The organism is Thalassovita aquimarina, assembly GCF_018219815.1.
Classification (GTDB): Bacteria; Pseudomonadota; Alphaproteobacteria; order Rhodobacterales; family Rhodobacteraceae; genus Thalassobius; species Thalassobius aquimarinus.
The window spans coordinates 156,170-182,034 of record NZ_JADMKU010000003.1 but is presented as its reverse complement, the minus strand read 5'-3'; the positions used below and the strand labels follow the sequence as shown (position 1 = coordinate 182,034).

The following is a 25,865-nucleotide window of genomic DNA, read 5'->3' as shown; positions in this document are numbered from 1 at the left end:
CGCCCCGGCGGAACGCTTTTCCCCGCTCCGGCCAGCGCATGATGACCCCGCTATCCTGCAGCGCCGCTGCGGCTGTAACCCAACGAAGCCTCGAGAAGTTGCGCGGTGTAGGGATGGCTGGGCTGCATCGCCCGCATGTCCTCGACGCTCATCACCTCGACGATATCGCCGGCCTGCATCACCGCGATGCGTTCGCACATATGGGCGACCACGGCCAGGTCATGCGACACCATCAGGAAGGTCAGGTCGTGTTCCGCGCGCAGGTCGGTCAGCAGGTTCAGTATCTCGGCCTGCACCGACACATCGAGCGCCGAGGTCGGTTCGTCCAGGAGAAGGATCGATGGTTCGGGCGCCAGCGCCCGGGCGATCGCCACCCGCTGCCGCTGCCCGCCCGAAAGCTGGTGCGGATAGCGGAAACGGAAAGACGGGCCAAGCCCGACATCCTCCAACAGCTTTTCGATGCGCGGTTCGATATCGCGGAACCCGTGCAGGTGAAGCGTTTCCGACAAGGTCTGGTCGACCGACTGGCGCGGGTGCAGCGATGCGTAAGGGTCCTGAAACACCATCTGCACGGTCTTGTAGAACGTCTTGTCGCGCCGGTGCCCGACGGGGCGGCCATTCACCGACATCTGCCCCGACCAATGCGGCGCCAGCCCGGTCAGCGCCCGCATGATGGTGGACTTGCCCGACCCGCTTTCGCCCACAAGACCGAAGCTTTCGCCGCGCGCGACCTTGAAAGTCGCGTTCTTCACCGCGTCAACATGATCGCGCCCCTCGCCGAACCAGACGTTCAGCCCCTGAAAACTCAGCGCGCTCATGTGTCCGGCCCCACGCTTGCCGCCTCGGCCCAGGCCGGATCGCGTTGCAACACCTCAAGCCGCTTTTGCGGCGCGTCGAACCGGGGCAGCGAATTCAGCAGCCCGCGCGTATACGGGTGTTTCGCCTTGTGCAGCTTGTCGGCATCGCAGGTTTCCACCACGCGGCCGGCATACATGATCAGCACCCGGTCGCAGAACTGCGACACCAGGTTCAGGTCATGGCTGATGAAGATCAATCCCATGCCGCGATCGCGCACCAGCTTGTCCATGATTTCCAGCACCTGCCCCTGCACTGACACGTCCAGCGCCGAGGTCGGTTCGTCCGCTATCAGAAGGTCGGGATCGGGAATCTGCATCATCGCGATCATGATCCGCTGACCCATGCCGCCCGACACTTCGTGCGGATAGGCGCGCATGACCCGTTCGGGATCGCGGATCGACACCGCTTCGAGCATCTCCAGCGCCCTCTTGCGGGCCTCGGCCTTGCCGCCCTTGGCGTGCAGCCGGTAGGCCTCCATCAACTGTTCGCCGATGGTCATCACCGGGTTGAGCGAAAATTTCGGGTCCTGCATCACCATCGAAATCCGGTCGCCGCGGATCTTGCGCATCTCGGCCTCGGATTTCGTCAGCAAATCCTCGCCGTCGAGCTTGATGTAATCGGCCTCGACCTCGCCCGGTGCCCGGATCAGGCGCAGGATGGCGCGGCCGGTCATCGATTTGCCCGAACCGCTTTCACCGACGATGCCCAGCCGTTCGCGGCCCAGCTTGAAGGACACGCCGCGCACCGCGTCGAACACGCCCTTGCGGGTGGGGAAACGCACCCAGAGGTTTTTCACGTCCAGTAGTTCGGTCATTTCGTGTCCTTCGGGTCCAATACGTCGCGCAGCCCGTCACCCAGCAGGTTGAAGGCCAGCGAAACAGTGAAGATCGCTAGCCCCGGCATGGTGGCCACCCACCAGTGATCGAGGATGAAGCGGCGGCCTTCGGAAATCATCGCGCCCCATTCCGGGCTCGGCGGCTGTGCACCCAGGACAAGGAAACCCAGACCGGCGGCGGCCAGGATGATGCCCGCCATGTCCAGCGTCACCCGCACGATCAACGACGAGATGCAGAGCGGCCAGATATGTTTGGTGATGATGCGGATCGGCCCGGCGCCCTGCAGCCGCACCGCGCTGATGAAGTCGGAATTGCGGATGGTCAGCGTTTCGGCCCGCGCGATCCGCGCATAGGGCGGCCAGGCGGTCAGCGAAATCGCCAGCACCGCGTTTTCGATCCCGGCGCCAAGCGCCGCCACGAAGGCCAGCGCCAGCACCAGCCGCGGAAAGGCGAGGAAGATGTCGGTGATCCGCATCAGCACGACGTCGACCCAGCCACCGGCATAGCCCGCGATAGTGCCGACCAGAAGCCCCGCCAGCGGCGCGATCAGCGCCACCAGCGTGACGATGTAAAGCGTGATGCGCGACCCGTAGATCAGCCGCGACAGGATATCCCGCCCCAGCGAATCCGTGCCCAGAAGATGGCCCTCGGCGCCCAGCGGCTTCAGCCGGTTGGCGAGGTCCTGGGTGAAGGGATCATGCGGCGCGATCAACGGCGCCAGCGCCGCCGCCAGCAGCAGGACGACAAGGATGGAAAGGCCGAACATGGCCAGGGAATTCGACCGGAACGACAGCCAGCCGTGATACAGCGCCGACAGCCGCGCCTGCAGGCGCGAACGCGGCGTGTCGGTCAGCAGCCAGTCACGCAGGCCGGTTTGGGTATCGCTCATTTCGCCCTCGGATCAAGGAAACGGTAAAGAAGGTCGGAACCGACGTTCAGGATGATGAAGATCAGGCCTATCACCACGGTGCCGCCCAGCACCGCGCTCATGTCCGCGGACAGCAGTGCATTGGTGATGTAAGATCCGATGCCCGGCCAGGCGAAGATGATCTCGGTCAGCACCGATCCTTCCAGCAGGTTGGCATAGCTCAGCGCGATCACTGTGATCAGCTGCACCCGGATGTTGCGGAAGGCATGGCGCCAGATCACCGCGCGTTCGGACATGCCCTTGACCCGCGCGGTGGTGATGTATTCGGCGCTCAGCTGTTCCAGCATGAAGGACCGGGTCATGCGGCTGATATAGGCCAGGCTGTAATAGCCCAGCAGCGAGGCCGGCAGCACGATGTGGCTCAACGCGTCGCGGAACACGTCCCAGTTGCCGTCCAGCGCGCTGTCGATCAGGATCATGCCGGTCACCGGCGGCACCACGTCGGCATAGGAAATGCCCACCCGGCCCGGTCCGCCGACCCAGCCGAGAATGCCGTAGAAGATCAGAAGCCCCATCAGCCCGAGCCAGAAGATCGGCATCGAATAGCCGACCAGCGCCACCACGCGGGCGATCTGGTCGATCCAGCTGTCGCGACTGACGGCGGCGATGACGCCCAACGGCACGCCCAGCAGCACCCCCATCAGGGTGCCCAGTGTCGCCAGCTCCAGCGTGGCGGGAAAGACCCGGCCGATGTCTTCGGACACCGGATGCGCGGTCAGCAGCGAGACGCCGAAATCGCCGTGCAGCACGTCCCACAGGTAATAACCGAACTGCACCAGCAGCGGCTTGTCGAGGCCGAGATCCTCGAACACCTGCTGATAGGTTTCGGCCGAAGCGCGTTCGCCGACGATGGCCAGGACGGGATCGATCGGCATCACCCTGCCGATCAGGAATGTCACGAAAAGAAGGCCCAGCATGGTGATCGCGATCAACCCCAGCATATAGGCCGGCCGCTTCAGCCAGCGGGGAAGGAGCGCCGGGCGGCGCCCCTTCGTGTTTTGCTCTGCCAGCGACACTTACTTCGTGACCTGCCAGTAAGAGGCCGCGGTGATCGCCTGACCGGTGGAGAAGTTCGTCACGTTGTCGCGCATCGCCGATTGTTCGATCTTCTGGAACATCACGGCGAAGGGCGAGGTTTCGCGGAACGTCGCCTGGATTTCGTGATACATCTGGGCCCGCTTTTCGCGGTCGTTCTCAACCACGGCGGCGTCGACCTTTTCGGTCAGCCCGGCGGTGTTCCAGCTGTTGCGCCATGCCAGAAGGCCGGTCAGGCCCGCCTCTTTCGAGTTGTCGGGGTTATAGGCGAAGGTGCCGGCGTTGGTCTGCGGATCGGGGTAATCCGGGCCCCAGGCGCCGATATAGACGTCCAGTTCCCGCGCCCGGTACATGCCGAGGACCTGTTTGGCTGTGCCGACGGTCAGGTTCAGCTTGATCCCGGCCTGGGCAAAGGTGTTCTGCAGCGACTGGGCGATTTCCAGGCGTTCCTGCGCCTCGCGCACGCCCGCGGTCAGTTCCAGCCCGTCAACGCCTGCCTCCGCCAGCAGCGCCTTGGCCTTTTCCACGTTCAGCGAGAACGGGTTTTCCTTGACCGACCCGAGATAGGTCAGCGGCAGGAAGTTCTGGTGGATGGTGTACTGCCCCTTGAGGAAACTGTCCTGCATCCCCTCGTAGTCGATCAGGTACTTGATCGCCTGGCGCACCTGCGGTTTCGCCAGATCGGGATGCTGCTGACCAAGCGACACATACATCAGCCGGCCCTTGAGTTCGTCGGAAATCTTGATCCCGTCTTCGGCGCGCGCGCCGGCGACATCCTCGGGGTTGAGGTCGCGGGCGATGTCGATGTCGCCGCGTTCCAGCAACAGGCGCTGGGTGGCGCTTTCCAGGATGTGGCGGACGATCACGCGCTCCATCTCTGGAGCGCCGAGATAGAAATCGGGGTTCGATTGCAGCGTCACCGCTTCATTCGGTTTCCAGCTCACCAGCTTGTAAGCGCCGGAACCCGCCGCGTTGGTTTTCAGCCAGGTGTTGCCCAGATCGCCATCCACCTCGTGTTCCATCACCAGCTTCTTGTCGACGATGCCGCCTATGGTGGCGGTCAGGCAGTTCAGCACGAAGGAGGTCGCGTAGCGCTTGTCGGTGATGATGCTGAGCTTGTTGCCCTCGGCGCGGATGGTTTACTCGACGTTTTCGGGGGTGAAGCCGAACTGGGTCAGGATGAAGGCCGGGGTCTTGTTCAGGATCACCGCGCGGCGCAGCGAAAATTCGGCATCCTCGGCGGTCACCGGATTGCCGGAATGGAACTTGACGCCCTCGCGCATGGTGAAGGTGATGGTGCGGCCGTCCTCCGAGACTTCCCAGCTTTCGGCCAGGTCGGGCTGATAGCCCGCGTCGAGGTTCAGCGGATCGAAGTTGATCAGCTTGCCATAGATGTTGCGGCTGACATCGGATCCCGCGAATTCAAAGGATTCCGCCGGGTCCAGCGTGGTGATGTCGTCGATCCGGTTGGCGATCACCAGCATGTTGGCAGGCGTTGCGGCAAAACCGGGAAGCCCGGTGACGGACAGCGCCAGACCCAGCGCGGCCCCGGACATCAATTTCGTAAAAGCATTCATTTCCAGTTCTCTCCTGTTGAAAAGGTAGTTCGACACCGGGGTCTTAAGCGCCCCAGGTTTTTTCGAGGACACGCAGCCAGTTGCCGTGGCACAGCTTCTCGATCAGCGCGTCGTCGTAGCCATGCGCGCCCATCGCGGCGCGCATGGCGGGCAGCCCGGAAATCGAGCCGATTTCGGACGGCACCATCGCGCCGTCGAAATCCGATCCCAGCCCGACCCGGGTTTCGCCCAGCCGCCCGATCATGTGATCGAGATGGCGCAGCATCTGGTCGATGCCGGTATCCGCCATCTGGCCGTCCTCGCGCAGGAAGGCCACGGCGAAATTCAGCCCCACCATGCCATCGCTGTCGCGGATCGCGTCGAGCTGATCGTCGGTCAGGTTGCGGGCATGCGGGGTGATCGCGTGGGCATTGGAATGGGTGGCGACCAGCGGCGCATCGGAATGGCGCGCGACGTCCCAAAACCCGGCCATGTTCAGATGCGACAGGTCGATCATGATGCCCAATTCGTTGCAGCGCTTGACCAGCCGCAGCCCGTGATCGGTCAGCCCGCCGCCGGTATCGCCGTCGCTGGGATAGCGGAAGGGCACGCCTTCGCCGAACAGGGTGGTGCGGCTCCAGACCGGCCCGATGGAGCGCAGGCCCGCGTGATACAGCACATCCAGCGTGTTCAGTTCGGGGGTCGATCGCCTCGGCCCCCTCGATATGCAGGATGGCGGCCATGGTGCCGGAATTCAGGCATTCGCGGATATCGGCGGCACTGCGGCAGATCCTGAGCGCGCCCAGCTCTTCCAGCCGGAACAGGATGGCGGTCTGGTTCAGCGCCACCGGCAGGGCGTCTTCCCAATCGATCGGCTCGGGCAGCGGCAAGTCGTAGCTGGGCTGGTTCATCTGATCGAACTTGTCGTCGAGGTCGATCTCGGAGGGCACATAGATGGCGAAAAACCCGCCACCGAACCCGCCCTCGGCGGCGCGGGGCAGGTCGATATGACCCTCAAGGCCGGTGACGAAGCCGTCGGCCGCCGCCGGGCCGCCCGCGCGGTAAAGTTTCAATAGAACGTCGTTATGACCGTCGAACACGGCTGGAGTGGTGAGATGCGCCACGGAAATTCCTGTTTTGTGAGCGGGTCAGGGATACTGACAGACAGCAGCGTAGCGACATTTTCATCATGGACGAACGGAAATAGCATGAGTAATGCTCATACACCCATGAGAGAAAATGAAGGGCGATATGGCGCGCCATGCGGGTCACAGCCTGTCGGAGTATCAGGCGTTGCGTGCGATGATGGAAAGCGGCACCGCCACCGCGGCGGCGCGGCGGCTGGGACTGACGCAATCGGCAGTCAGCCGTGCGGTTGCCAGCCTTGAAGCGCGCACCGGCCGCATACTGTTCGAGCGCGAAGCCGGCCGGCTGCGCCCCACCGCCGAAGCGATCCGGCTGAACCGCCGCCTCGATTCGCTGTTCGAGGCTCTGGACCGGATCGACGCTCCTCCCACGGCGGTGCGCGAAACCCTGCGCCTGATCGCGCCGCCCTCGCTGGCACATCGCTTCCTCGTGTCGCTGGTGACCGGCTTTCTCAAGGCCAATCCGCATTTCTTTGTCAGCCTCGAGGTGAACACCTCGGACGAGGTGATCCGCGGGCTGGTGGAGGATCGTTTCGACCTCGGCATTATCAGGGTCGAGATGTCGCGCGCGGGGCTGCGCATGATCCCCTACCGGGTATCCTCGGTGGTCTGCGCGATGGCATCTGATCACCCGCTGAGCAGCCTTGAAACCATTTCGCCCAGCGATCTCGACGGCCACCGGATGATCGCGCTCACCCACCGTCACGCCCGCCGGGCGCAGCTCGACAAGATCCTGCTCGAAGCGGGGGCGCATCCCGAAATCGTCGCCGAGGTTTCGACCACTTTCGCGGCGATGGACCTGGCCAAGGAGGGGCTGGGCGTGTCGGTGGTCAACCCGTTCCCGGCGGTCCATTATCGCGGCAGCGAAATGACCTTCCGCCCTTTTGACGTGCCGATGATCTATCGCAGCTATTTCGCGGTTTCCGACCAGCGCCCGCTGCCACGCATCGCGCGCGCCTTCATCCGGCATGTGCGGTTGAACACCCCAACCGATCCGTTTTCAGAGAAGGCCTGAACCGGTTCGCGCGGGGCCAGATGCGACCGCGCCTTCAGCCGCAAACCGGGCCTCACTCGGCGTGACATTCAGCGACAAATCTCAAGAACCCATGCCCGGCACCCGGATGCGTTGCCGGGCCGCAAGATGCGAAACCCGCGCAAAGGCAGGCGCAAGCAACTGAAAGAACATGTGTTTTTCCATCATGTTCGTTTTGCATGGGCAATATGAAATTGGCATTGGTGGACCTCCGAGGGATTGGAATAGGGTCCCGCCACCAAACTTTGAGGAAAGATATTGGCCCTACATGGAGGAAATGGAATGAATAAACCGTTACGTATGGCTGCGGCTGTCGCACTGGTAGGTGCGTTCGCAGGCGTCGCCAACGCGGAAACCACGGTCAAAGTCGCTTATGACGCCGACCCTGTTTCGCTCGACCCGCATGAACAGCTTTCCGGTGGTACGCTGCAGCTGTCGCATATGGTGTTTGATCCGCTGGTGCGCTGGACTCAGGACCTGCAGTTCGAACCTCGGCTGGCCGAAAGCTGGGAACAGATCGACAGTACGACCACGCGTTTCCATCTGCGCGACGGCGTGAAATTCCACAGCGGCAACGAACTGACCGCGGCGGACGTCGAATGGACCTTTGACCGGCTCAAGGAAAGCCCGGACTTCAAAGGCATCTTCAGCCCGTTCAGCGACCTCAAGGTGATCGACGAAGACACCTTCGACCTGATCACCTCCGAACCGTATCCGCTGGTGCTGCACACCGCGACTTACATCTTCCCGATGGACAGCGCCTTCTACACCGGCACCACTGAAGACGGCAAAGACAAGTCCGAACTGGTCAAGCACGGCGACAGCTTCGCGTCGCGCAACGTGTCGGGCACCGGTCCCTTCGTCGTGTCCGAGCGTGAGCAGGGCGTGAAGATGGTGTTCGACCGCTTTGACGGTTACTGGGACAAGGCGTCCAAGGGCAATGTCGACAAGATCGTCCTGACCCCGATCAAGGAAGACCCGACCCGTGTGGCCGCGCTTCTGTCCGGGGACGTGGATTTCATCGCACCGGTGCCGCCGACCGACCTCAAGCGGATCGAGGATGCTGAAGGCGTGAACCTGATCACCATGCCCGGCACCCGGATCATCACCTTCCAGATGAACCAGGAACGGGTCGAGGCGTTCAAGGACAAGCGCGTGCGTCAGGCCATCGACTATGCGGTGAACAACGCCGGTATCGTCGATCGCATCATGCGCGGCTTCGGCACCGTGGCAGCCCAGGCTTCGCCGGCTGGCTACCTTGGCCACGATCCGGCCCTGACTCCGCGCTACGATCTGGAAAAAGCCAAGGCCCTGATGGCCGAAGCGGGTTACGCGGACGGTTTCTCGATCACTATGATGGCGCCCAACAACCGCTATGTGAACGACGACAAGATCGCTCAGGCCGTGGCCTCGATGCTGTCGAAGATCAACATCAAGGTTGACCTGCAGGCGATGCCCAAGGCGCAATACTGGCCCAAGTTCGACGAGCGCGCCGCGGACATGATGATGATCGGCTGGCACTCGGACACCGAGGACAGCGCGAACTTCCACCAGTTCCTGAGCGCCTGCCCGAGCAAAGAGACCGGCAACGGTCAGTACAACTCGGGCAACTACTGCAGCACCGAAGCGGATGCGCTGATGGCCGCGTCCAACAGCGAAACCGACCCGGCAAAACGCGCCGAGATGCTGAAGCAGCTGGAAGGCATCCTGTATAACGAAGCCGCCTTCATCCCGCTGCACTGGCAGAACCTTGCCTGGGGTGCGCGCGAAGGTGTCCACGCGGATGCTATCGTGAACGCTCTGAACTTCCCGTACTTCGGTGACCTCGTAGTCGACTAAGACGGACCTTCCGGGGCGGGCCAATTCAGCCCGCCCCGGTTTTTTACCTTCCTATTTTTTTTCTTTTCTTGATGGGCATGCCGGTTCCTACTGGTCATGGGACAGCCGTGCCTATCAACAAGAGAAACAACAGGGTTCTGAAAATGCTCGCCTATCTAGTGAAACGCGTCTTTCAGGCCATCGCGGTGATGTTTGTCATCTCGCTGGTCGGCTTCGCCATTCAGGACAATCTCGGTGATCCGCTGCGTGAACTTGTCGGCCAGTCGGTTTCCGACGAGGTTCGCCAACAGTTGCGTGATGAACTGGGGCTGAATGACAGCTTCGTGAAACAGTATCTGCGCTTTCTGGGCAATGCCCTGCAGGGCGACTTGGGGACCAGCTACTTCTTCAAGGAACCGGCGCTCGATGTCATCCTGAAGAAACTGCCGGCAACGCTTGAACTGGTCGCCGGCGCGACCCTGATCATCATCGGCCTGTCGGTGCCGCTGGGCGTTTACACCGCGACCCGGCCGAACACGATTTTCAGCAAGATCGTCATGGGCGTGTCCATCGTGGGCATCTCGATCCCGGTCTTCCTGACCGCCATCCTGATGATCTTCGTCTTCTCGGTCGGTTATGGCTGGTTCCCGTCCTACGGCCGCGGCGAGGTGGTGCACGTCTTCGGGTACTGGGACACCAACTTCGCCACCGCGGACGGCTGGATGCACATCATCCTGCCCTCGATCGCGCTGGCGTCGATCATGCTGCCGCTTTTCGTGCGGCTGATCCGCGCCGAGATGATGGAAGTGCTGCAAAGCGAATACGTCAAATACGCAAAGGCAAAGGGCATCCGCCCCCGGCGCATCTATTTCGTGCACGCGCTGAAGAACACGTTGCTGCCGGTCATCACCGTGGGCGGCGTGCAGATCGGCACGATGGTGGCCTATACGATCCTGACGGAAACGGTGTTCCAGTGGCCCGGCATGGGTTTCATGTTCCTCGAGGCGGTGAACCGCGTCGATACCCCGCTGATCGTTGCCTACCTGATCGTCGTGGGTTTCATCTTCGTGGTGACGAACACCATCGTCGACCTGATCTATGGCCTTGTTAATCCCACCGTCAATCTTGCGAGGATGGGCGCATGAGCACTCTGAGCACCAATACCGAAATCTCGCGCTGGTCGAAGATCTGGAACTCGAACATGGGTTACAGCTTCCGCCGCAACCCCGTGGCGATCGTATCGCTGGCCGTGTTCATCGTCATCGCGATCATGTCGCTGCTTGCGCCGCTGATCGCACCGTTCGATCCTTATGATCCGGCACAGATCGACATCATGAATTCGGAATACCCCCCGGTCTGGGTTGACGGTTCGGATCCGCAATTCATCTTCGGCACCGACGACCAGGGCCGCGATCTCTGGTCGACGATCCTGTACGGCACGCGGCTGTCTCTGATGATCGGCCTGTGCGCCGTCGCCTTGCAGGCGTTCCTGGGGATTTCGATCGGTCTGATCGCCGGCTATGTCGGCGGACGGATCGACAGCCTGCTGATGCGCATGGCCGACATTCAGCTATCGTTTTCGACCCTGATGGTTGCCATCATCTTTCTCGCCGTGACCCAGGCGATGTTCGGCAGCGAGACGTTCAATCAATATGCGATCTACTTCCTTGTCGCCGTGATCGGCGTCGCCGAGTGGCCGCAATATGCCCGTACCGTGCGCGCAACCGTTCTGGCCGAGAAGAAAAAGGAATATGTCGACAGCGCCCGGGTGCTGGGATTCGGCCCGCTGCGCATCATGGTGCGGCACATCCTGCCGAATTCGCTGTCGCCGATCTTCGTGATCTCGACCGTTCAGGTTGCCAACGCGATCATTTCCGAGGCCTCGCTCTCTTTCCTCGGGCTGGGCATGCCGCCGAGCCAGCCGTCGCTCGGGTCGCTGATTTCGTCCGGGTTCGACTACATCTTCTCGGGCAGCTGGTGGATCACCGCCATCCCCGGTGTCGTGCTGGTTGTTTTGGTTCTCGTCATCAACCTGCTCGGGGATTGGATGCGCGATATCCTCAACCCAAAACTCTATAAGGGGTAATTGGCATGTCCATGCTTTCAGTCCGCGATTTGACTGTCAAATTCGCCATGCGGGATCAGAACGTCACGGCGTTGGATAACATCAGTTTCGACCTTGGCGAAGGCGAACGGCTGGGGATCGTCGGTGAATCCGGCGCCGGCAAGTCGATCACCGGGTTTGCCCTGATGAACCTGCTGTCGCGCCCGGGCTATATCGACAACGGCTCGATCCTGTTCGAAGGCGAAGACATCGTGCAGAAGTCCGAATCCCAGATGCGCAAGATCCGGGGCGACCGCATCGCGATGATCTTCCAGGACCCGATGGTCACGCTGAATCCGGTCCTGACCATCGGCCAGCAGATGATCGAAACACTGATGGCGCATCGCAAGCTGTCGAAGGCCGAAGCGGAGCAAATCGCAATCGTCAAACTGCGCGAGGTCTACATTCCTTCGCCGCAGGAGCGCCTGCGCCAGTATCCGCACGAACTGTCGGGCGGGATGCGGCAGCGGATCATCATCGCGATCGCGCTGTTGCTCGATCCCGATCTGATCATTGCGGACGAACCCACCACGGCGCTGGACGTGACCATCCAGGCAGACATCATGGAATTGCTGCTGGAGCTGTGCCAATCCAACAAGGTCGGGCTGATCCTGATCACGCACGATCTGGGCGTTGTCAGCCAGATGGCCGAGCGGACGCTGGTTATGTATGCCGGGCGCATCATCGAATCCGGCCCCACCCGCGAAATCATCAACGACCCGCAGCATCCCTATACCCAGGGGCTGATCAATGCATTGCCGCAGCAGACACTGCCCGGGCACAAGCTGAAGCAGATCCCTGGCAGCATGCCGTCGCTGACGACGATCCCAGAGGGCTGCCCGTTCAGCCCGCGCTGCCAGTACGCGACGGACAAATGTCGCAGAATCCGGCCGGAGATCGTGAAATATGGCCCTGCGGAAGTCGCCTGCCACGAGGTCAACCGGCTGCACGAAACGCAATCCGAGGAACAGAGCGCATGAAGGACATGTCCAATAGCCCGGCGATCCTTGAACTGAAGAACCTTGAGAAGCGCTTCGAGCTCGACAAGGGATTTCTTGAAACCATCAAGCTGAAAGACAAGCGGCTGGTGCGCGAAAAGCGCGAGGTCCACGCGGTCAACAACGTTTCGCTCGAAATGGAACGGGGCGAGGCGCTGTGCGTCGTGGGCGAATCCGGCTGCGGCAAATCCACCGTTGCGCGGCTGGTAGCGGGGCTGCTCGACCCGAGCGGCGGTGAAATCCACTATGACGGTGAACGCATCGATGGCCGCTCGCGCCGTGAACTGATCGGGTTGCGAAAGAAAATGCAGATGATCTTTCAAAACCCCTATGCGTCTCTCAACCCGCGCATGACGATCCAGCAGGCGCTGGAAGAACCGGTGCGCTACCACAACAAGGACCTCAGCAACGCGGAAATCCGTGACAAGGTGCGGGAGGTCATGAAGTCGGTCGGCGTCGATCCGAGCTGGGCCGCGCGCTACCCGCATGAATTTTCCGGCGGGCAAAGGCAGCGGATCGCGATCGCGCGGGCGCTGACCGTGGACCCCGAATTCATCATCGCGGACGAACCGATTTCGGCTTTGGACGTTTCGATTCAGGCGCAGGTTCTCAACCTGATGCTCGAAGCGAAGGAAGAGCGCGGGCTGACCTATCTTTTCATCACCCACGATCTGAGCGTGGTGCAGCACTTCGGTACCCGCGTCGTGGTGTTGTACCTGGGATCGGTCTGTGAACTGTCGGACACCAAGACGCTGTTCGAGGCGCCCAAGCATCCCTATACAAAGGCGCTGCTTTCGGCGGTTCCGCAGCTGAAGGACGACAAACCCAACCACATCCGGCTCAAGGGCGAAATCCCGACGCCGATCAATCTTCCGGTCGGGTGCCCGTTTGAAAGCCGCTGTGGATTTGCCGACAAAAGGTGCAAGTTGGAAAAACCGCGCCCGCTGAAGCAACCTGACGGCAGCATCGTTGCCTGCCATGCTGTTGAAGAAGACAGGCTGGATGTTTAGCTGAGCGCCGAAACCTAGGAGGATCGGAAATCGCACCGTGGAAATTCTATGGCTCAGAGATTTTGAAGCTCTTGTCGCGCAGAAAAACTTCTCGCGCGCGGCGGAAGAGCGCAATGTCAGCCAACCCGCGTTTTCCCGCCGCATCCGCGCGCTCGAGGAAGAGGTCGGGGCGAAACTGATCAATCGGCAGACCCTGCCGCTTTCGCTGACGGCAGCCGGCGAAGTCTTCCTGCCGCAGGCCCGGCTGATTCTGCGAACCTATGAAGAAACGCTGGAAAGATGCCAAACCGTCGATGCCGCCGGTGAAAACGTCATCCGGTTCGCAACCACGCAATCGCTGTACCTGACGCATTACAAGACACATATCGCCCCCCTGGTCGAACAAGGCGGTCTGGAAATCGACCTGAACTCGACAAGCTGGTCGGCAAGCCAGTTCGTGTCGGCGCTTCAGCAGAGGTATTGCGATGTGATCCTGACCTATTGGCATCCGGCGATGGATTTTCTGTCGCCTTTGGAAGTTGCCAATTGCGAATACCTGACCCTGGGCAGGGACGACTTCATCCCGGTTTCGAAATCAGGCGCCGATGGGCCGTTGTTTCACCTGGATCAGGGCGACAAGAAATCGGTGCCGCTTTTGTCCTATGGGACCGTTTCGGCTTTGCGTTCGGTTGTCGATCATTCCGTCCGGCAACAGCTCAAGGCCCCGAAGACTCTTGTCGTCAGTCAAAGCGCCCTCGCGATCTCGGTGAAGGCGATGATCCTCGAAGGCTTCGGGCTTGGCTGGCTACCGCGGGAACTGTGCAAGAGCGAACTGTCCAAGGGATTGCTGGAAATCGCCGGTTCGGAAAAGTTTTCACAGCAGTTGGAAATCCGCCTGTATCGCGACAACGACAATCAAAAACCGACGCTGAAAAAACTATGGCGCGACATGCAGGCCCTGACGGGAAAATCCGGCACGTCGGCCGGCGCTGATGGCGATCATTCCCAACCGGATGATTTGAACTGAGCGCCGGCGCATGATCGATCCCCGAGGTTTGCGCTGATGCGTCCCGCACCGGCGCTCTCAGGCAAACGGTGACAGGGGAACCCGCCCCCTGAAAGGCCGCACGACCTGGTAGCGGCTGCATTCAATCCACCACCCGGCAGGTCAGGTTGATCCGCCCCCCCCTTGGGCAGCAGCCGCGACGATCCAAACCGGATCCGATCGATGCCGTGATAGGTCAGCCGTGCTTCGCCCCCCATGACCACCACGTCGCCCGAACGCAGCCAGATCGATTCGGTCGGGCCACCGCGGGTTTCGTTGCCGATGCGGAAAAGCCCATCGTCGCCCAGCGATACCGAAAGGACCGGCCAGGAAAAGTCGGCCTCATCGCAATCCTGATGCAGCCCCATCCGCGCGCCCTCGCCATAGTAATTGATCAGGCAGCAATCAGGGTCGCGCTCGGGATCGACCAATTCGTGCCACAGCGCCAGCACGCTGTCCGGGATCGGCGGCCACGCCCCGCCACCGGGATGGCGGCGTTCGTAGCGATAGCCCTTGCGATCCGAGTACCAGCCATACTTTCCCGCCGAGGTCATCCGCACCGACATCTGTTTGCCCCGGGATGTCTGCGGCGAAAACATCTGCGCGGCGGCGATCACCCGGCGCAGGTCCTCTACCAGCGCGCGCTGCGCTTGCGCATCCAGTTTGCCGGGATGGATTTCGAATCCCCGCACCTTCACCGGTCCGGTCATGATCGCCCTCCGTTGCTCAAAACGCCTGATATCGCCTCGTCGTCAATTTTTTGCATATGAATTGCGATTTCCACCCGTCCACAGTGCTTGCAGGGCTGTTTCCGCCTCCCTATATACGCCGGGAAGCGTGATGGTGCACCGCCATCGCACAAACGGATCGGGGCAGGATGCCAAAACGGGTCCCCGCCTCGTGTCATCGCCTTGAAATATAGAGGGATCGAATAACATGTCGAAAGTCATCGGTATTGACCTTGGGACCACCAACAGCTGCGTCGCCATCATGGACGGTTCGCAGCCGAAAGTGATCGAAAACTCCGAAGGCGCGCGCACCACGCCGTCGATCGTTGCCTTCACCGACGATGAGCGTCTGGTCGGACAGGCCGCCAAGCGTCAGGCCGTCACCAACGCCTCCAACACCATTTTCGGCGTCAAGCGCCTGATCGGCCGCCGGTTCGACGATGCGGATTTGGCCAAAGACAAGAAAAACCTGCCCTTCGCCGTGGTCGATGGCGGCAATGGCGACGCCTGGGTCGAATCCAAGGGCGAAAAATACAGCCCCTCGCAAATCTCCGCCTTCATCCTCGGCAAGATGAAGGAAACCGCAGAATCCTACCTCGGCGAAGAAGTGTCCCAGGCAGTGATCACGGTTCCCGCCTATTTCAACGACGCCCAGCGTCAGGCCACCAAGGACGCCGGCAAGATCGCCGGCCTCGAAGTGCTGCGGATCATCAACGAACCGACCGCCGCCGCGCTGGCCTATGGCCTGGACAAGGAAGAAACCCACACCATCGCGGTCTATGACCTTGGCGGCGGTACCTTCGACGTGACCATCCTGGAAATCGACGATGGCCTGTTCGAGGTGAAGTCGACCAACGGCGACACTTTCCTCGGTGGTGAAGACTTCGACATGCGGATCGTCAATTACCTCGCCGACGAGTTCAAGAAGGAACACGGCGTCGACCTGACCAAGGACAAGATGGCGCTGCAGCGCCTGAAGGAAGCCGCCGAAAAGGCCAAGATCGAACTGTCGAGCTCCTCGCAGACCGAAATCAACCAGCCGTTCATCTCGATGGATCCGAACGGTGGTCAGCCGCTGCACATGGTGATGAAACTGACCCGCGCCAAGCTGGAAAGCCTGGTCGGCGACCTGATCAAATCCTCGATCAAACCCTGCCAGGCGGCGCTGAAAGACGCCGGTCTGACCACGTCGGACATCGACGAAGTCGTTCTGGTCGGTGGTATGACCCGGATGCCGAAAGTGATCGAAGAGGTCACCAAGTTCTTCGGCAAGGAACCGCACAAGGGCGTGAACCCGGATGAAGTGGTCGCCATGGGCGCCGCGATCCAGGCCGGCGTTCTGCAGGGCGACGTGAAAGACGTCGTGCTGCTCGACGTGACCCCGCTGTCGCTGGGTATCGAAACCCTGGGCGGCGTCTTCACCCGCCTGATCGACCGCAACACCACCATCCCGACCAAGAAGAGCCAGATCTTCTCGACCGCCGAGGACAACCAGAACGCGGTGACCATCCGCGTGTTCCAGGGCGAACGGGAAATGGCGGCCGACAACAAGCTGCTGGGTCAGTTCAACCTCGAAGACATCCCGCCGGCACCGCGCGGCATGCCGCAGATCGAGGTGACCTTCGACATCGATGCCAACGGCATCGTGTCGGTTTCGGCCAAGGACAAGGGCACCGGCAAGGAACAGAACATCACGATCCAGGCGTCGGGCGGTCTGTCCGACGAGGACATCGAACAGATGGTCAAGGATGCCGAGGCCAACGCCGAAGCGGACAAGGAACGCAAGGAAATAGTCGAGGCGCGCAACCAGGCCGAAAGCCTGATCCATTCGACCGAAAAGTCGATGGAAGAACATGGCGACAAGGTGGATCCCACCACCATCGAAGCCATCGAGCTTGCCATCGCGGCCCTGAAGGACGATCTCGAGAAAGACGATATCGCCGCCGACAAGATCAAGTCGGGCATCCAGAACGTGACCGAAGCCGCCATGAAACTGGGCGAAGCCATCTACAAGGCCAGCCAGGAAGAAGGCGAAGCGGCCCCTGCGGATGTCGATGAGGCGGCTGGCGGAGCCGGCGACGACGATATCGTCGACGCCGATTTCGAAGACCTCGACGACGACAAACGCTCGTAAGCGTTTTCCCGGAAAGTTCGGGGCCGGTCCTTGCCGGACCGGCCCCTGACGTTCCTCATGGAGGGGAGACCCAATGGCAAAACGTGATTTTTACGACGTGCTTGGCGTGGCCAAGGGGGCCTCTGCCGACGAAATCAAGAAGGCCTACCGCAAGAAGGCCAAGGAACTGCATCCCGACCGCAATTCCGACAATCCCGACGCCGAGGCCCAGTTCAAGGAAGCGAACGAAGCCTATGAATGCCTGAAGGATCCCGAAAAGAAAGCCGCCTATGACCGGTTCGGCCATGCCGCTTTCGAAGGTGGTATGGGCGGCGGTCGTCCCGGTGGCGGGTTCCACGGCGGCGGTCAGGGCGATTTCGCCAGCGCCTTCTCGGACGTGTTCGACGACCTGTTCGGCGACATGATGGGCGGGCGTGGTGGCGGCGGACGCAGTCGCGCGGCACGCGGTGCCGACCTGCGTTACAACCTGCGTGTCACGCTGGAAGAAGCCTATTCGGGCCTGCAGAAAACCATCAAGGTGCCGACCTCGGTGACCTGTGGCGCCTGCGACGGCTCGGGGGCCGAAGGCGGCGCCGAACCGCAGACCTGCCCGACCTGTTCCGGCATGGGCAAGGTGCGTGCGCAACAGGGGTTCTTCACCGTTGAACGCACATGTCCGACCTGCTCGGGCATGGGTCAGATCATTCAGAATCCGTGTAAAAGCTGCGGCGGTCAGGGCCGTGTCCACAAGGACCGGTCGCTGTCGGTGAACATCCCGGCAGGGGTCGAAACCGGCACCCGCATCCGGCTTGCCGGCGAAGGCGAAGCAGGCATGCGCGGCGGACCTTCCGGCGATCTCTACATCTTCATCGAGGTGAAGAAGCACGAAATCTTCGAACGCGAGGACACTAACCTCTTCTGCCGGGTGCCGGTGGCGATGGCCGTGGCGGCGCTCGGCGGCGATATCGAGGTGCCGACCATCGATGGCGGCCGCTCGCGGGTAAAGATCCCCGCCGGGTCGCAGTCGGGCCGCCAGATGCGCCTGCGCGGCAAGGGCATGCCGGCCCTGCGCGGCGGCCACGAGGGCGACATGTTCATCGAACTGGCGGTGGAAACCCCGGTCAACCTGACCGGTAAGCAGAAGGAACTGCTGAAGGAATTCGAAGCGCTTTCGGAAAACAACAACCCCGAAAGCTCCAGCTTCTTCTCCTCGGTGAAAAACTTCTGGGATTCGATGAAGGGCTGAACCCGCCACATCGCAGAAATCCGAAAAAGGGGGGCCGCCGTGCTCCCCTTTTTCACATTCCTTCTGCTTTTCGAAAATATCCCGGGGTGAATGCGTTGAAGATCCGGCGGATTTTCAACGGAGAGGGGCAGCGCCCCTCCCTGTCCCATTTAACCCTTCGATAACCAATCTCGGGCACCCTTCGCGGCATGCCCAAGCGCCGCGCCTTCGCCGAAAAGACCCTGCCGCTCTTCGCAGCGGACGAAGCGCCTCAGCGTCCGGTCGCCGCCGGCAAGCTGCCTTCCTATATCAAGGATCACCGCAAACGCTTGCGCGCCCGCTTCCTGCAGGGTGGTGCGGGTGCGATGCCCGATTACGAGATGCTGGAACTGGTGCTGTTCCGCGCCATTCCGCGCCAGGACGTGAAACCGCTGGCCCGGCGGCTACTCGACCGGTTCGGCGATTTCAACCGGGTGCTGTCGGCCCCGATCCCGCGACTGTGCGAGGTCGAAGGCGTCGGCCCCGCCGTCATCACCGAGCTGAAAATCGTCGAGGCCGCGGCGCACCGGCTGGCCCGCGCGCGGGTGCTGCGACGCCATGTGGTCAGCAGCTGGGACGCGTTGGTGGATTACTGCCACACCGCCATGGCGCATCGCGACACCGAACAGTTCCGGGTGCTCTACCTTGACCGGAAAAACGTCCTGATCGCGGACGAGGAACAGGCGCGGGGCACCGTCGATCACGTTCCGGTCTATCCCCGCGAAGTGGTGAAACGGGCGTTGGAGCTGAATGCCAGCGCGCTGATCCTGGTACATAATCACCCCTCGGGCGATCCCACCCCGTCGCAATCCGATATCGCCATGACGCAGCAGGTGGAATCGGCGGCGTCGGCGCTTGGCCTGACGCTGCACGATCACCTGATCATCGGCAAATCACGCGAACTCAGCTTCCGGTCTGAAGGGTTGCTGTGAGGCCGGGTACGCGCTCAGCGCAGCCAGACCTCGACGCGGCGGTTGACGCGGCGGCCCCACGCGCTGTCGTCGCAGGCCATCGGCAGGGCTTCGCCAAACCCTTCCACCTGCATCTCCAGCCGATCGAAATTCGCCGTTTCCGCCGCCTGCTTCAGCGCCGCCAGAACCACCTTGGCGCGGCGCAGCGCGATCGCCTTGTTGGTCTGCGCCGGCCCATCGCCATCGCTGAATCCCACGAACAGCAATGCACGGCCGTCATAAGCTCCGGCCTCCAGCGCGTGGGCCAGTTGCTCGACGTTCGAACGCGATTGCGCGTCAAGCCGCGCCGCCCCCGCTTCGAACCGGAACGATGTGGTCAGCCGCTTGCGGCCCGACAGAACCGACACCAGCCGCTGCAGCTCGGTAAGCCCGACTTCGTTTCCGGCCCGGGCGATCGCGTTGGCGAAACGGTTGCCCTGGCTGTCGATATCGATCTCCTCGGGCTGCTGATCGGTGAACCCGGCGCGGCGGATCACGGTCTGCGCCGCCGTCGAACGGGTGAAAGTCAGGAAATCGCGCGCCAGCTTCGGCAGCCGCCGTGCCGGCAGGTACAGGAACATCGGTGCCGTCAGCGGGTAATCCTCGGTCTTGATCGTCTTGCGGCTGGCGGCAAGGGCGAACCCGCACTCACCGCTCAGCGCCAGTTGCTGGGCATTACCGATCTCTGTCACGCTGGCCAGACCGATCCCGAACGGGTCGCGTTCCACCGCCCGCGCCAGTTCAGGGTCGCTGTCATGCCGTATGGCCGTCGCGGCCAGGGACTTGCCGACCGGGGCCAGCAACCGGTCCTCGACCGCCTGCCAGATGCCGGATCGGCTGTCGCGCATATGCACGGTGATCGGCGCGTCGGGGCCGCCCAGTTCGGCCCAGTTGTCGATTTCGCCCGCCACCACGCGGGCCAGGTCCGGCGTGCCGATCAGGCGCAGCGGGTTGCCCGGCGCCACGATCGGCACCAGCGCATCGAGCGCCAGAACCCTGCTGCGCCCGCGGCCGGTCATGTCGCCCAGTCCCGCCTCCTGCGCCAGCTTCGCCTCGGCCGGGCGGACCTCGCGCAGCGACATGACGATATCGGCCTCGTCGGCCAGAAGATCGGCAAATCCTTCGTCGCTGTTGGTCAGCCGGATGGTGAACCGGCCTGCGACCTTGCCACCCTCCGCCTCGGTCAGGGTGAACTGGGTACGGTCGTCATCCATGCCGGTCCGGGTCACCTCGTGGCCGGATTTCTGCGCGAAAACCTCGATCAGCGCCGGCAGTAACACCCGTCCCATCGAACCGGCGCCGGAAATCGTCAGCTCGGCGACGTAATCGGTCAGGTTGGGACAGCCCGGGCCGTCGCAACTGACGCCGGACCCGTCCACGGTCAATTCGCCATAGATGGTGTGGACACGGTAGAATTCGCCGTCAAATCCCAGCAACGTGCCGGAAATTTCAACCGACCCGTCGCGCGACATCAGGGTGACATCCTGCGCCCGGGCCAGCGGCGCCGTTACCAAAAGAAAAAGTGCGGCGAGAACCGCCGCACATCGCATTGCCATGCACCCACCCCGGATCGTCGTTTTCAGTTCGCGGCGATTTTCAGGTCTTGCAGAAGGTTTTTCAACACCAGAAAATCACCCACCGTGTCGCATTGCGGCATGGAAAGCACAAGTTCGCGCGCCGCCAATGCGCCACCCCGGCTGAGCTGCAGTGCCTCGGCATTCAGGTCCTTCTGGCAATTGCCGTTTGTCACCTCGACATCGGCGCTGAGCGCGATGTCGCCCACGCGCGCCGCCTGCCCGGAAGGGAAAGTGTAAATTTCGGCGTGGTGGCCGTCTTGCAGATCGGCGTCACCCAGACGGGTGAAAAACCCACCCTGCCCCGCAAGCGCCAGTTCGACCGTTCCGGGCTGTTCCGCCCAGACATGTCCGTCCTGCCCGAAACCCGCGCCGAACTCCATCGCGTGCAGATGCAGCCCCGCATCGCCCTGCCATTGCAGAACCGCGCGATCGAAACCGGCCAGATCGGGCACGACGCTATGGGCCACCGCGCCCATGTCATTGCCGAAATCGGCGATGAAAACAGACGATTGCGCCAGCGCGGGCACCTGCACGGTCAGCTTTCCGTCGGCATCGGTCATCGCGGAAAACATCATTCCGTTATGATGGATGGTGACGCGCTGCTGCGGCAGGCAGGGCGCTTCGACCGACAGTTCGACCATGGCCGCGGGCATAGACCGGGCGGTCATGTCCGGATCGCAGGAGGCCGCTGGCTGATCCAGTACCGGGGTTTCCTCGACCGGGGAAATATCGAGCTGCGGCGTGGCCGCCGCATAGACGACCGTGCCTTCCTGATCCGGCAGGATCGCTGGCGCCGCTTCCTCGATCGGAGCAGCGACCGTCAGGGCGATCGCGTCCAGATCGATGCGGTCCGTTGCAGCGGTGGCGGAAGCAACGCGCGCAGGCTCCTGCTCCGGTTTTGGCGCTTCAGCCTGTGGCAGGACCGAAACGGCGACCTCGGCGGGCTGGTACTGCGGTTGCGGCCCGTATTGCATCACGAATCCGATCGCCAAAGCGGCAGAGACGGATGCGGCGCCCATCAAGATACGATTCGGAATTGCCATTGCTGCCTCCAGAACGGGTCTGATTAGTTTTAATCAAACACTCGAAAAAGGGCATCCATATGGCAGGGGCGCGGAGTCTTTCTGACCCGCGCCCGTTCCGGATCAAGCGCAGATCAGGCAAGACGGCCGTGACAATGCTTGAATTTCTTGCCCGATCCGCAGGGGCAGGCCTCGTTCCGGCCCGGATTGCCCCAGGTCGACGGATCGTTTTCGTCGAACCCTTCGCGGGCTTCCCCCGACGCTTCCTCGTCAGGTTCGGGCTGGTCGGCGGGCGGCTGCATCGCGGCCTGCTGCGCCGCCATCTGCTGGATCATCTGCTGCTGTTCTTCCTCGGTCATCGGCCGGATCTGACCCAGTTTCAGGGTCACGTCCTCCCGCAGACCGTCGAGCATGGATTCGAACAGCTGGAAGCTTTCGGTCTTGTATTCGTTCAGCGGATCGCGTTGCGCGTAGCCGCGGAAACCCACCACCGAGCGCAGATGTTCCAGCGTCAGCAAATGTTCGCGCCATTTCTCGTCGATGGTCTGCAGCAGCACCTGCTTTTCGATCTGGCGCATGGTGTCGGCGCCGAAGGCTTCGGCCTTCTCGGCCATCATCTTGTCGGCCGCTTCTTCCAGCCGTTCGGCGATCACGTCGCCGTCGACGCCTTCTTCCCCGGCCCATGTGATGACCGGCAGGTCCATGTTCAGCTTCTCGATCACTGCGGCGTAAAGCCCTTCGGTGTTCCACTGGTCGGCATAGGATTTCGGCGGGATGAACGTGTCGACCAGATCGTCGATTACTTGGTCGCGCATGTCCTTGGTGATCTCGGACAGGTCCGAGGCTTCCATGATCTCAAGCCGCTGGCTGAAGATCACCTTGCGCTGCTCGTTCATCACGTCGTCGAATTTCAGCAGCTGCTTGCGGATGTCGAAGTTGCGCCCCTCGACCTTGGCCTGCGCCCGTTCCAGCGACTTGTTCACCCAGGGGTGAATGATCGCTTCGCCTTCCTTCATGCCCAGCGACGACAACACCTTGTCGAGCCGTTCGGACCCGAAGATGCGCATCAGATCGTCTTCGAGGCTGAGGAAGAACGACGACCGCCCCGGGTCGCCCTGACGGCCCGAGCGGCCGCGCAGCTGGTTGTCGATGCGGCGGCTTTCGTGCCGTTCGGTGGCCAGAACGAACAGGCCCCCGGCATCTTTCACCGCCTGTTCATCGGCTTCGTGTTCCTTTTCGATCCGTTCGCGGATCGCCTGATGGTCGCCCTCGGCATTGCCTTCGATGGCTTCCATGATCTTGAATTCGACATTGCCGCCCAGCTTGATGTCGGTGCCGCGCCCGGCCATGTTGGTGGCGATGGTCACCGCGCCCAGTTTGCCGGCATCGGCGACGATCTGCGCCTCTTGCTCGTGCTGGCGCGCGTTCAGCACGTTATGCTTGATCCCCGCCTCGGTCAGAAGCTGGCTGAGGAATTCCGATTTCTCGATCGAGGTGGTGCCGACCAGAACCGGCTGCTGCTTTTCATGCGCTTCCTTGATGGTGCGCACGACGGCATCGAATTTTTCCTTTGCCGTGCGATAGACCTGATCGTCCTCGTCAATCCGGGCGATCGGGCGGTTGGTCGGCACTTCGACCACGCCCAGGCCGTAGATTTCCATGAATTCCTCGGCCTCAGTCACAGCGGTACCGGTCATGCCGGCCAGCTTGTCGTAAAGCCGGAAATAGTTCTGGAAGGTCACCTGCGCCAGCGTCACGTTCTCGGCCTGGATCGGGCAGCCTTCCTTGGCCTCGATCGCCTGGTGCAGCCCGTCCGACAGGCGGCGGCCTGCCATCATCCGGCCGGTGAATTCGTCGATCAGGACCACGTTGCCGTCGCGGACGATGTAATCCTTGTCCCGGGTGAACAGCTTATGAGCCCGCAGGCCCTGGTTCACGTGGTGCACCAGCGTCGTGCTTTCCGGGTCATAAAGGCTCTGCCCCTCGGGCAGCAGGCCGGCCTTTTGCAGCGTCGCTTCGAGAAATTCGTTGCCTTCGTCGGTGTAGGTGACGTTGCGGGTCTTTTCGTCCAGCGAAAAGTGGTCGTCGGACAATTCCGGGATCAGCTTGTCGATGGCGATATAAAGATCCGACCGGTCCTGCGCCGGGCCGGAAATGATCAGCGGCGTTCGCGCTTCGTCGATCAGGATCGAATCGACCTCGTCGACGATGGCGAAATAGTGATCGCGCTGGTTCATGTCGGTGAGTTCCGACTTCATGTTGTCGCGCAGGTAATCGAAACCCAGTTCGTTGTTGGTGGCATAGGTGACGTCGCAGGCGTAAGCCGCCTTCTTTTCGTCCTCGGGCTGCTGCGGGTAAACCACCCCGGTGGACAGCCCCAATGCGCCGTAGACGTTGCTCATCCATTCGGCGTCACGCTTGGCCAGGTAATCGTTGACGGTGACGATCTGAACGCCGCGCCCGGTCAGCGCGTTCAGATAGGCCGGGAAGGTCGCGACCAGCGTCTTGCCCTCGCCCGTCTTCATTTCGGAAATGTTGCCCTGATGCAGGAAAATCCCGCCCATCAGCTGGGTATCGAAGGCGCGCAGGCCCAGGGCCCGCTTGGCGGCTTCGCGGCAGTTGGCAAAGGCCTCGGGCAGGATCGCATCAAGGCTTTCGCCCTCGGCCACCCGCTTTTTCAGTTCTTCCGTCTTTTCGATCAGACCTTCGTCAGACAGTTTTTCGAATTCCGGTTCCAGCGCGTTGATCTGTTCCACCAATGGACGCGTCGCCTTGATCTTGCGGTCGTTTGGTGTGCCGAAGACCTTTTTGGCGAGAGTTCCGAAACCCAGCATGTTCTATCCGATCTGGTCGTTGACGATATCGTGCGTGGCATTTGCTTGCCGCCCCCGAGCGCACCGAATAAAACAGGCGCGAAGTCCAGCGGTCCAAATGCCTTATGGCGATGTAAGGGGCGGCTGGTGCAGTGTCAACGTCACGCGCCCGAAGCGCGCCTTCAAAGGACCCAGCTCATGTCAAAACGCCTCACTTTCCTGTCAGCCGCGGCCCTTTCCGTCGGACTCGCGCTGCCCGCGATGGCCGAAGACGCACCGAAGGCGGACACCGTCATCGCGACGGTGAACGGGACCGAAATCACCCTGGGCCACCTGCTGCAGACCCGTCAGTCGCTGCCGGCGCAATACCAGCAGTTTCCCGTGGAAGTGCTCTATCCCGGCCTCCTCGATCAGGTGATCCAGCAAACCCTGCTCGAACAGACGCTTCAGGGCAGCATGCCGCTGGCAACGCAGTACACGCTGGAAAACCAGCGTCGTAGCGCGCTGGCCAACCTCGCCATCGAGGCGGCGCTGGAAAACGCGATCACCGACGAAGCGCTGCAGGCCGAATACGATGCCAGCTTTGCCAACGCCGAACCGACCCCGGAATACAAGGCGGCGCATATCCTCGTTGAAACCGAGGAAGAGGCGAAGAAACTGTCCGAAGAAGCCCGCGGCGGCGGCGATTTCGCCGAACTGGCCAAGGCCAACTCCACCGGCCCCTCGGGTCCCAATGGCGGTGATCTGGGCTGGTTCGGGCCGGGCATGATGGTCAAGCCGTTCGAAGACGCAGTGGTCGCAATGGAACCGGGGCAGGTTTCCGATCCGGTTCAGACCCAGTTCGGCTGGCACGTGATCAAGCTGAACGAAACTCGCATGCAGCCAGCCCCGGCACTGGAGGAAGTGCGCGGTGAACTGGTCAACACGTTGCAGGAAAAAACCATCAGCGCCCTGCTGGAGGATCTGACCGGAAAGGCCGAAATCGACCGCGCCGCCGCCGATGCACTTGATCCCGCCATCCTGAACGATAGCACGATTTTCGAGGACTGATCG

At 62.0% G+C, this 25,865-nt stretch carries 18 protein-coding genes and 3 pseudogenes; 11 read left to right on the top strand and 10 right to left on the bottom strand.

Features of this window, described 5'->3' with window-relative positions; translation table 11 throughout:
* Positions 1-50: 50 nt before the first annotated feature.
* The 6 genes and pseudogenes from IT775_RS05050 to IT775_RS05025 form a co-directional block, all read right to left on the bottom strand.
* Complete coding sequence (locus IT775_RS05050; protein ID WP_212699999.1) at positions 51-818, bottom strand: ABC transporter ATP-binding protein; 768 nt, start codon at positions 816-818, stop codon at positions 51-53.
* Positions 815-1,672, bottom strand: a complete 858-nt coding sequence (locus IT775_RS05045) for an ABC transporter ATP-binding protein (protein WP_212699998.1) — start codon at positions 1,670-1,672, stop codon at positions 815-817. Before IT775_RS05045 ends, IT775_RS05050 begins: the two co-directional genes overlap by 4 nt.
* The gene (locus IT775_RS05040) at positions 1,669-2,583 is read right to left on the bottom strand and encodes an ABC transporter permease (protein WP_212699997.1); all 915 of its coding nucleotides are present in this window, start codon (positions 2,581-2,583) and stop codon (positions 1,669-1,671) included. Before IT775_RS05040 ends, IT775_RS05045 begins: the two co-directional genes overlap by 4 nt.
* Complete coding sequence (locus tag IT775_RS05035) at positions 2,580-3,563, bottom strand: ABC transporter permease (protein WP_212699996.1); 984 nt, start codon at positions 3,561-3,563, stop codon at positions 2,580-2,582. The genes IT775_RS05040 and IT775_RS05035 overlap by 4 nt, the downstream gene beginning before the upstream one ends.
* 75 nt (positions 3,564-3,638) lie before the next feature.
* Positions 3,639-5,234: pseudogene (locus IT775_RS05030) on the bottom strand (ABC transporter substrate-binding protein).
* Positions 5,235-5,277: 43 nt separating this feature from the next.
* Positions 5,278-6,337, bottom strand: a pseudogene (locus IT775_RS05025) (dipeptidase).
* A 115-nt stretch (positions 6,338-6,452) separates the two neighbouring features.
* On the opposite strand from IT775_RS05025, the gene IT775_RS05020 reads away from it, so the two are divergent.
* The 7 genes from IT775_RS05020 to IT775_RS04990 all read left to right on the top strand — a co-directional run bounded on the left by IT775_RS05020 (position 6,453) and on the right by IT775_RS04990 (position 14,327).
* Entirely contained in the window at positions 6,453-7,373 is a 921-nt protein-coding gene (locus tag IT775_RS05020; protein WP_246525340.1) for a LysR family transcriptional regulator, read from the top strand.
* Between the two features lie 300 nt (positions 7,374-7,673).
* On the top strand, positions 7,674-9,230 hold the full coding sequence (locus tag IT775_RS05015) for an ABC transporter substrate-binding protein (protein WP_212699995.1): 1,557 nt from the start codon (positions 7,674-7,676) through the stop codon (positions 9,228-9,230).
* A 143-nt stretch (positions 9,231-9,373) separates the two neighbouring features.
* Entirely contained in the window at positions 9,374-10,354 is a 981-nt protein-coding gene (locus IT775_RS05010) for an ABC transporter permease (RefSeq protein WP_212699994.1), read from the top strand.
* A complete protein-coding gene (locus IT775_RS05005; protein ID WP_212699993.1) occupies positions 10,351-11,295 on the top strand; it encodes an ABC transporter permease in 945 nt (314 codons plus the stop codon). Before IT775_RS05010 ends, IT775_RS05005 begins: the two co-directional genes overlap by 4 nt.
* 5 nt (positions 11,296-11,300) lie before the next feature.
* On the top strand, positions 11,301-12,293 hold the full coding sequence (locus IT775_RS05000) for an ABC transporter ATP-binding protein (protein WP_212699992.1): 993 nt from the start codon (positions 11,301-11,303) through the stop codon (positions 12,291-12,293).
* Positions 12,290-13,321 (top strand): ABC transporter ATP-binding protein, encoded by a 1,032-nt coding sequence (locus IT775_RS04995; protein WP_212699991.1) that lies wholly within the window; start codon positions 12,290-12,292, stop codon positions 13,319-13,321. The genes IT775_RS05000 and IT775_RS04995 overlap by 4 nt, the downstream gene beginning before the upstream one ends.
* 37 nt (positions 13,322-13,358) lie before the next feature.
* Complete coding sequence (locus tag IT775_RS04990; protein ID WP_212699990.1) at positions 13,359-14,327, top strand: LysR family transcriptional regulator; 969 nt, start codon at positions 13,359-13,361, stop codon at positions 14,325-14,327.
* Between the two features lie 121 nt (positions 14,328-14,448).
* Here the strand turns inward: IT775_RS04990 and IT775_RS04985 are convergent.
* Positions 14,449-15,055 (bottom strand): annotated as a pseudogene (locus tag IT775_RS04985) (alpha-ketoglutarate-dependent dioxygenase AlkB family protein).
* Positions 15,056-15,281: 226 nt separating this feature from the next.
* Here IT775_RS04985 and dnaK point away from each other — a divergent pair.
* The 3 genes from dnaK to radC all read left to right on the top strand — a co-directional run bounded on the left by dnaK (position 15,282) and on the right by radC (position 19,382).
* Positions 15,282-17,207, top strand: coding sequence for a molecular chaperone DnaK (gene dnaK / locus IT775_RS04980; RefSeq protein ID WP_212699989.1), 1,926 nt, complete (start codon positions 15,282-15,284; stop codon positions 17,205-17,207).
* A gap of 73 nt (positions 17,208-17,280) precedes the next feature.
* Positions 17,281-18,432 (top strand): molecular chaperone DnaJ, encoded by a 1,152-nt coding sequence (dnaJ, locus tag IT775_RS04975; protein WP_212699988.1) that lies wholly within the window; start codon positions 17,281-17,283, stop codon positions 18,430-18,432.
* Positions 18,433-18,620: 188 nt separating this feature from the next.
* Positions 18,621-19,382, top strand: coding sequence for a RadC family protein (radC, locus tag IT775_RS04970; protein WP_212699987.1), 762 nt, complete (start codon positions 18,621-18,623; stop codon positions 19,380-19,382).
* 14 nt (positions 19,383-19,396) lie between these two features.
* Here radC and IT775_RS04965 read toward each other — a convergent pair whose 3' ends face one another.
* The 3 genes from IT775_RS04965 to secA form a co-directional block, all read right to left on the bottom strand.
* Positions 19,397-20,956, bottom strand: a complete 1,560-nt coding sequence (locus IT775_RS04965; RefSeq protein WP_212699986.1) for a phosphate ABC transporter substrate-binding/OmpA family protein — start codon at positions 20,954-20,956, stop codon at positions 19,397-19,399.
* A 23-nt stretch (positions 20,957-20,979) separates the two neighbouring features.
* On the bottom strand, positions 20,980-22,020 hold the full coding sequence (locus IT775_RS04960) for a hypothetical protein (protein ID WP_212699985.1): 1,041 nt from the start codon (positions 22,018-22,020) through the stop codon (positions 20,980-20,982).
* A gap of 113 nt (positions 22,021-22,133) precedes the next feature.
* Entirely contained in the window at positions 22,134-24,833 is a 2,700-nt protein-coding gene (gene secA, locus IT775_RS04955) for a preprotein translocase subunit SecA (protein ID WP_212699984.1), read from the bottom strand.
* A 177-nt stretch (positions 24,834-25,010) separates the two neighbouring features.
* Between secA and IT775_RS04950 the strand changes: the two genes are divergently transcribed.
* Entirely contained in the window at positions 25,011-25,862 is an 852-nt protein-coding gene (locus IT775_RS04950; RefSeq protein ID WP_212699983.1) for a peptidylprolyl isomerase, read from the top strand.
* The last annotated feature ends 3 nt before the right edge of the window (positions 25,863-25,865 follow it).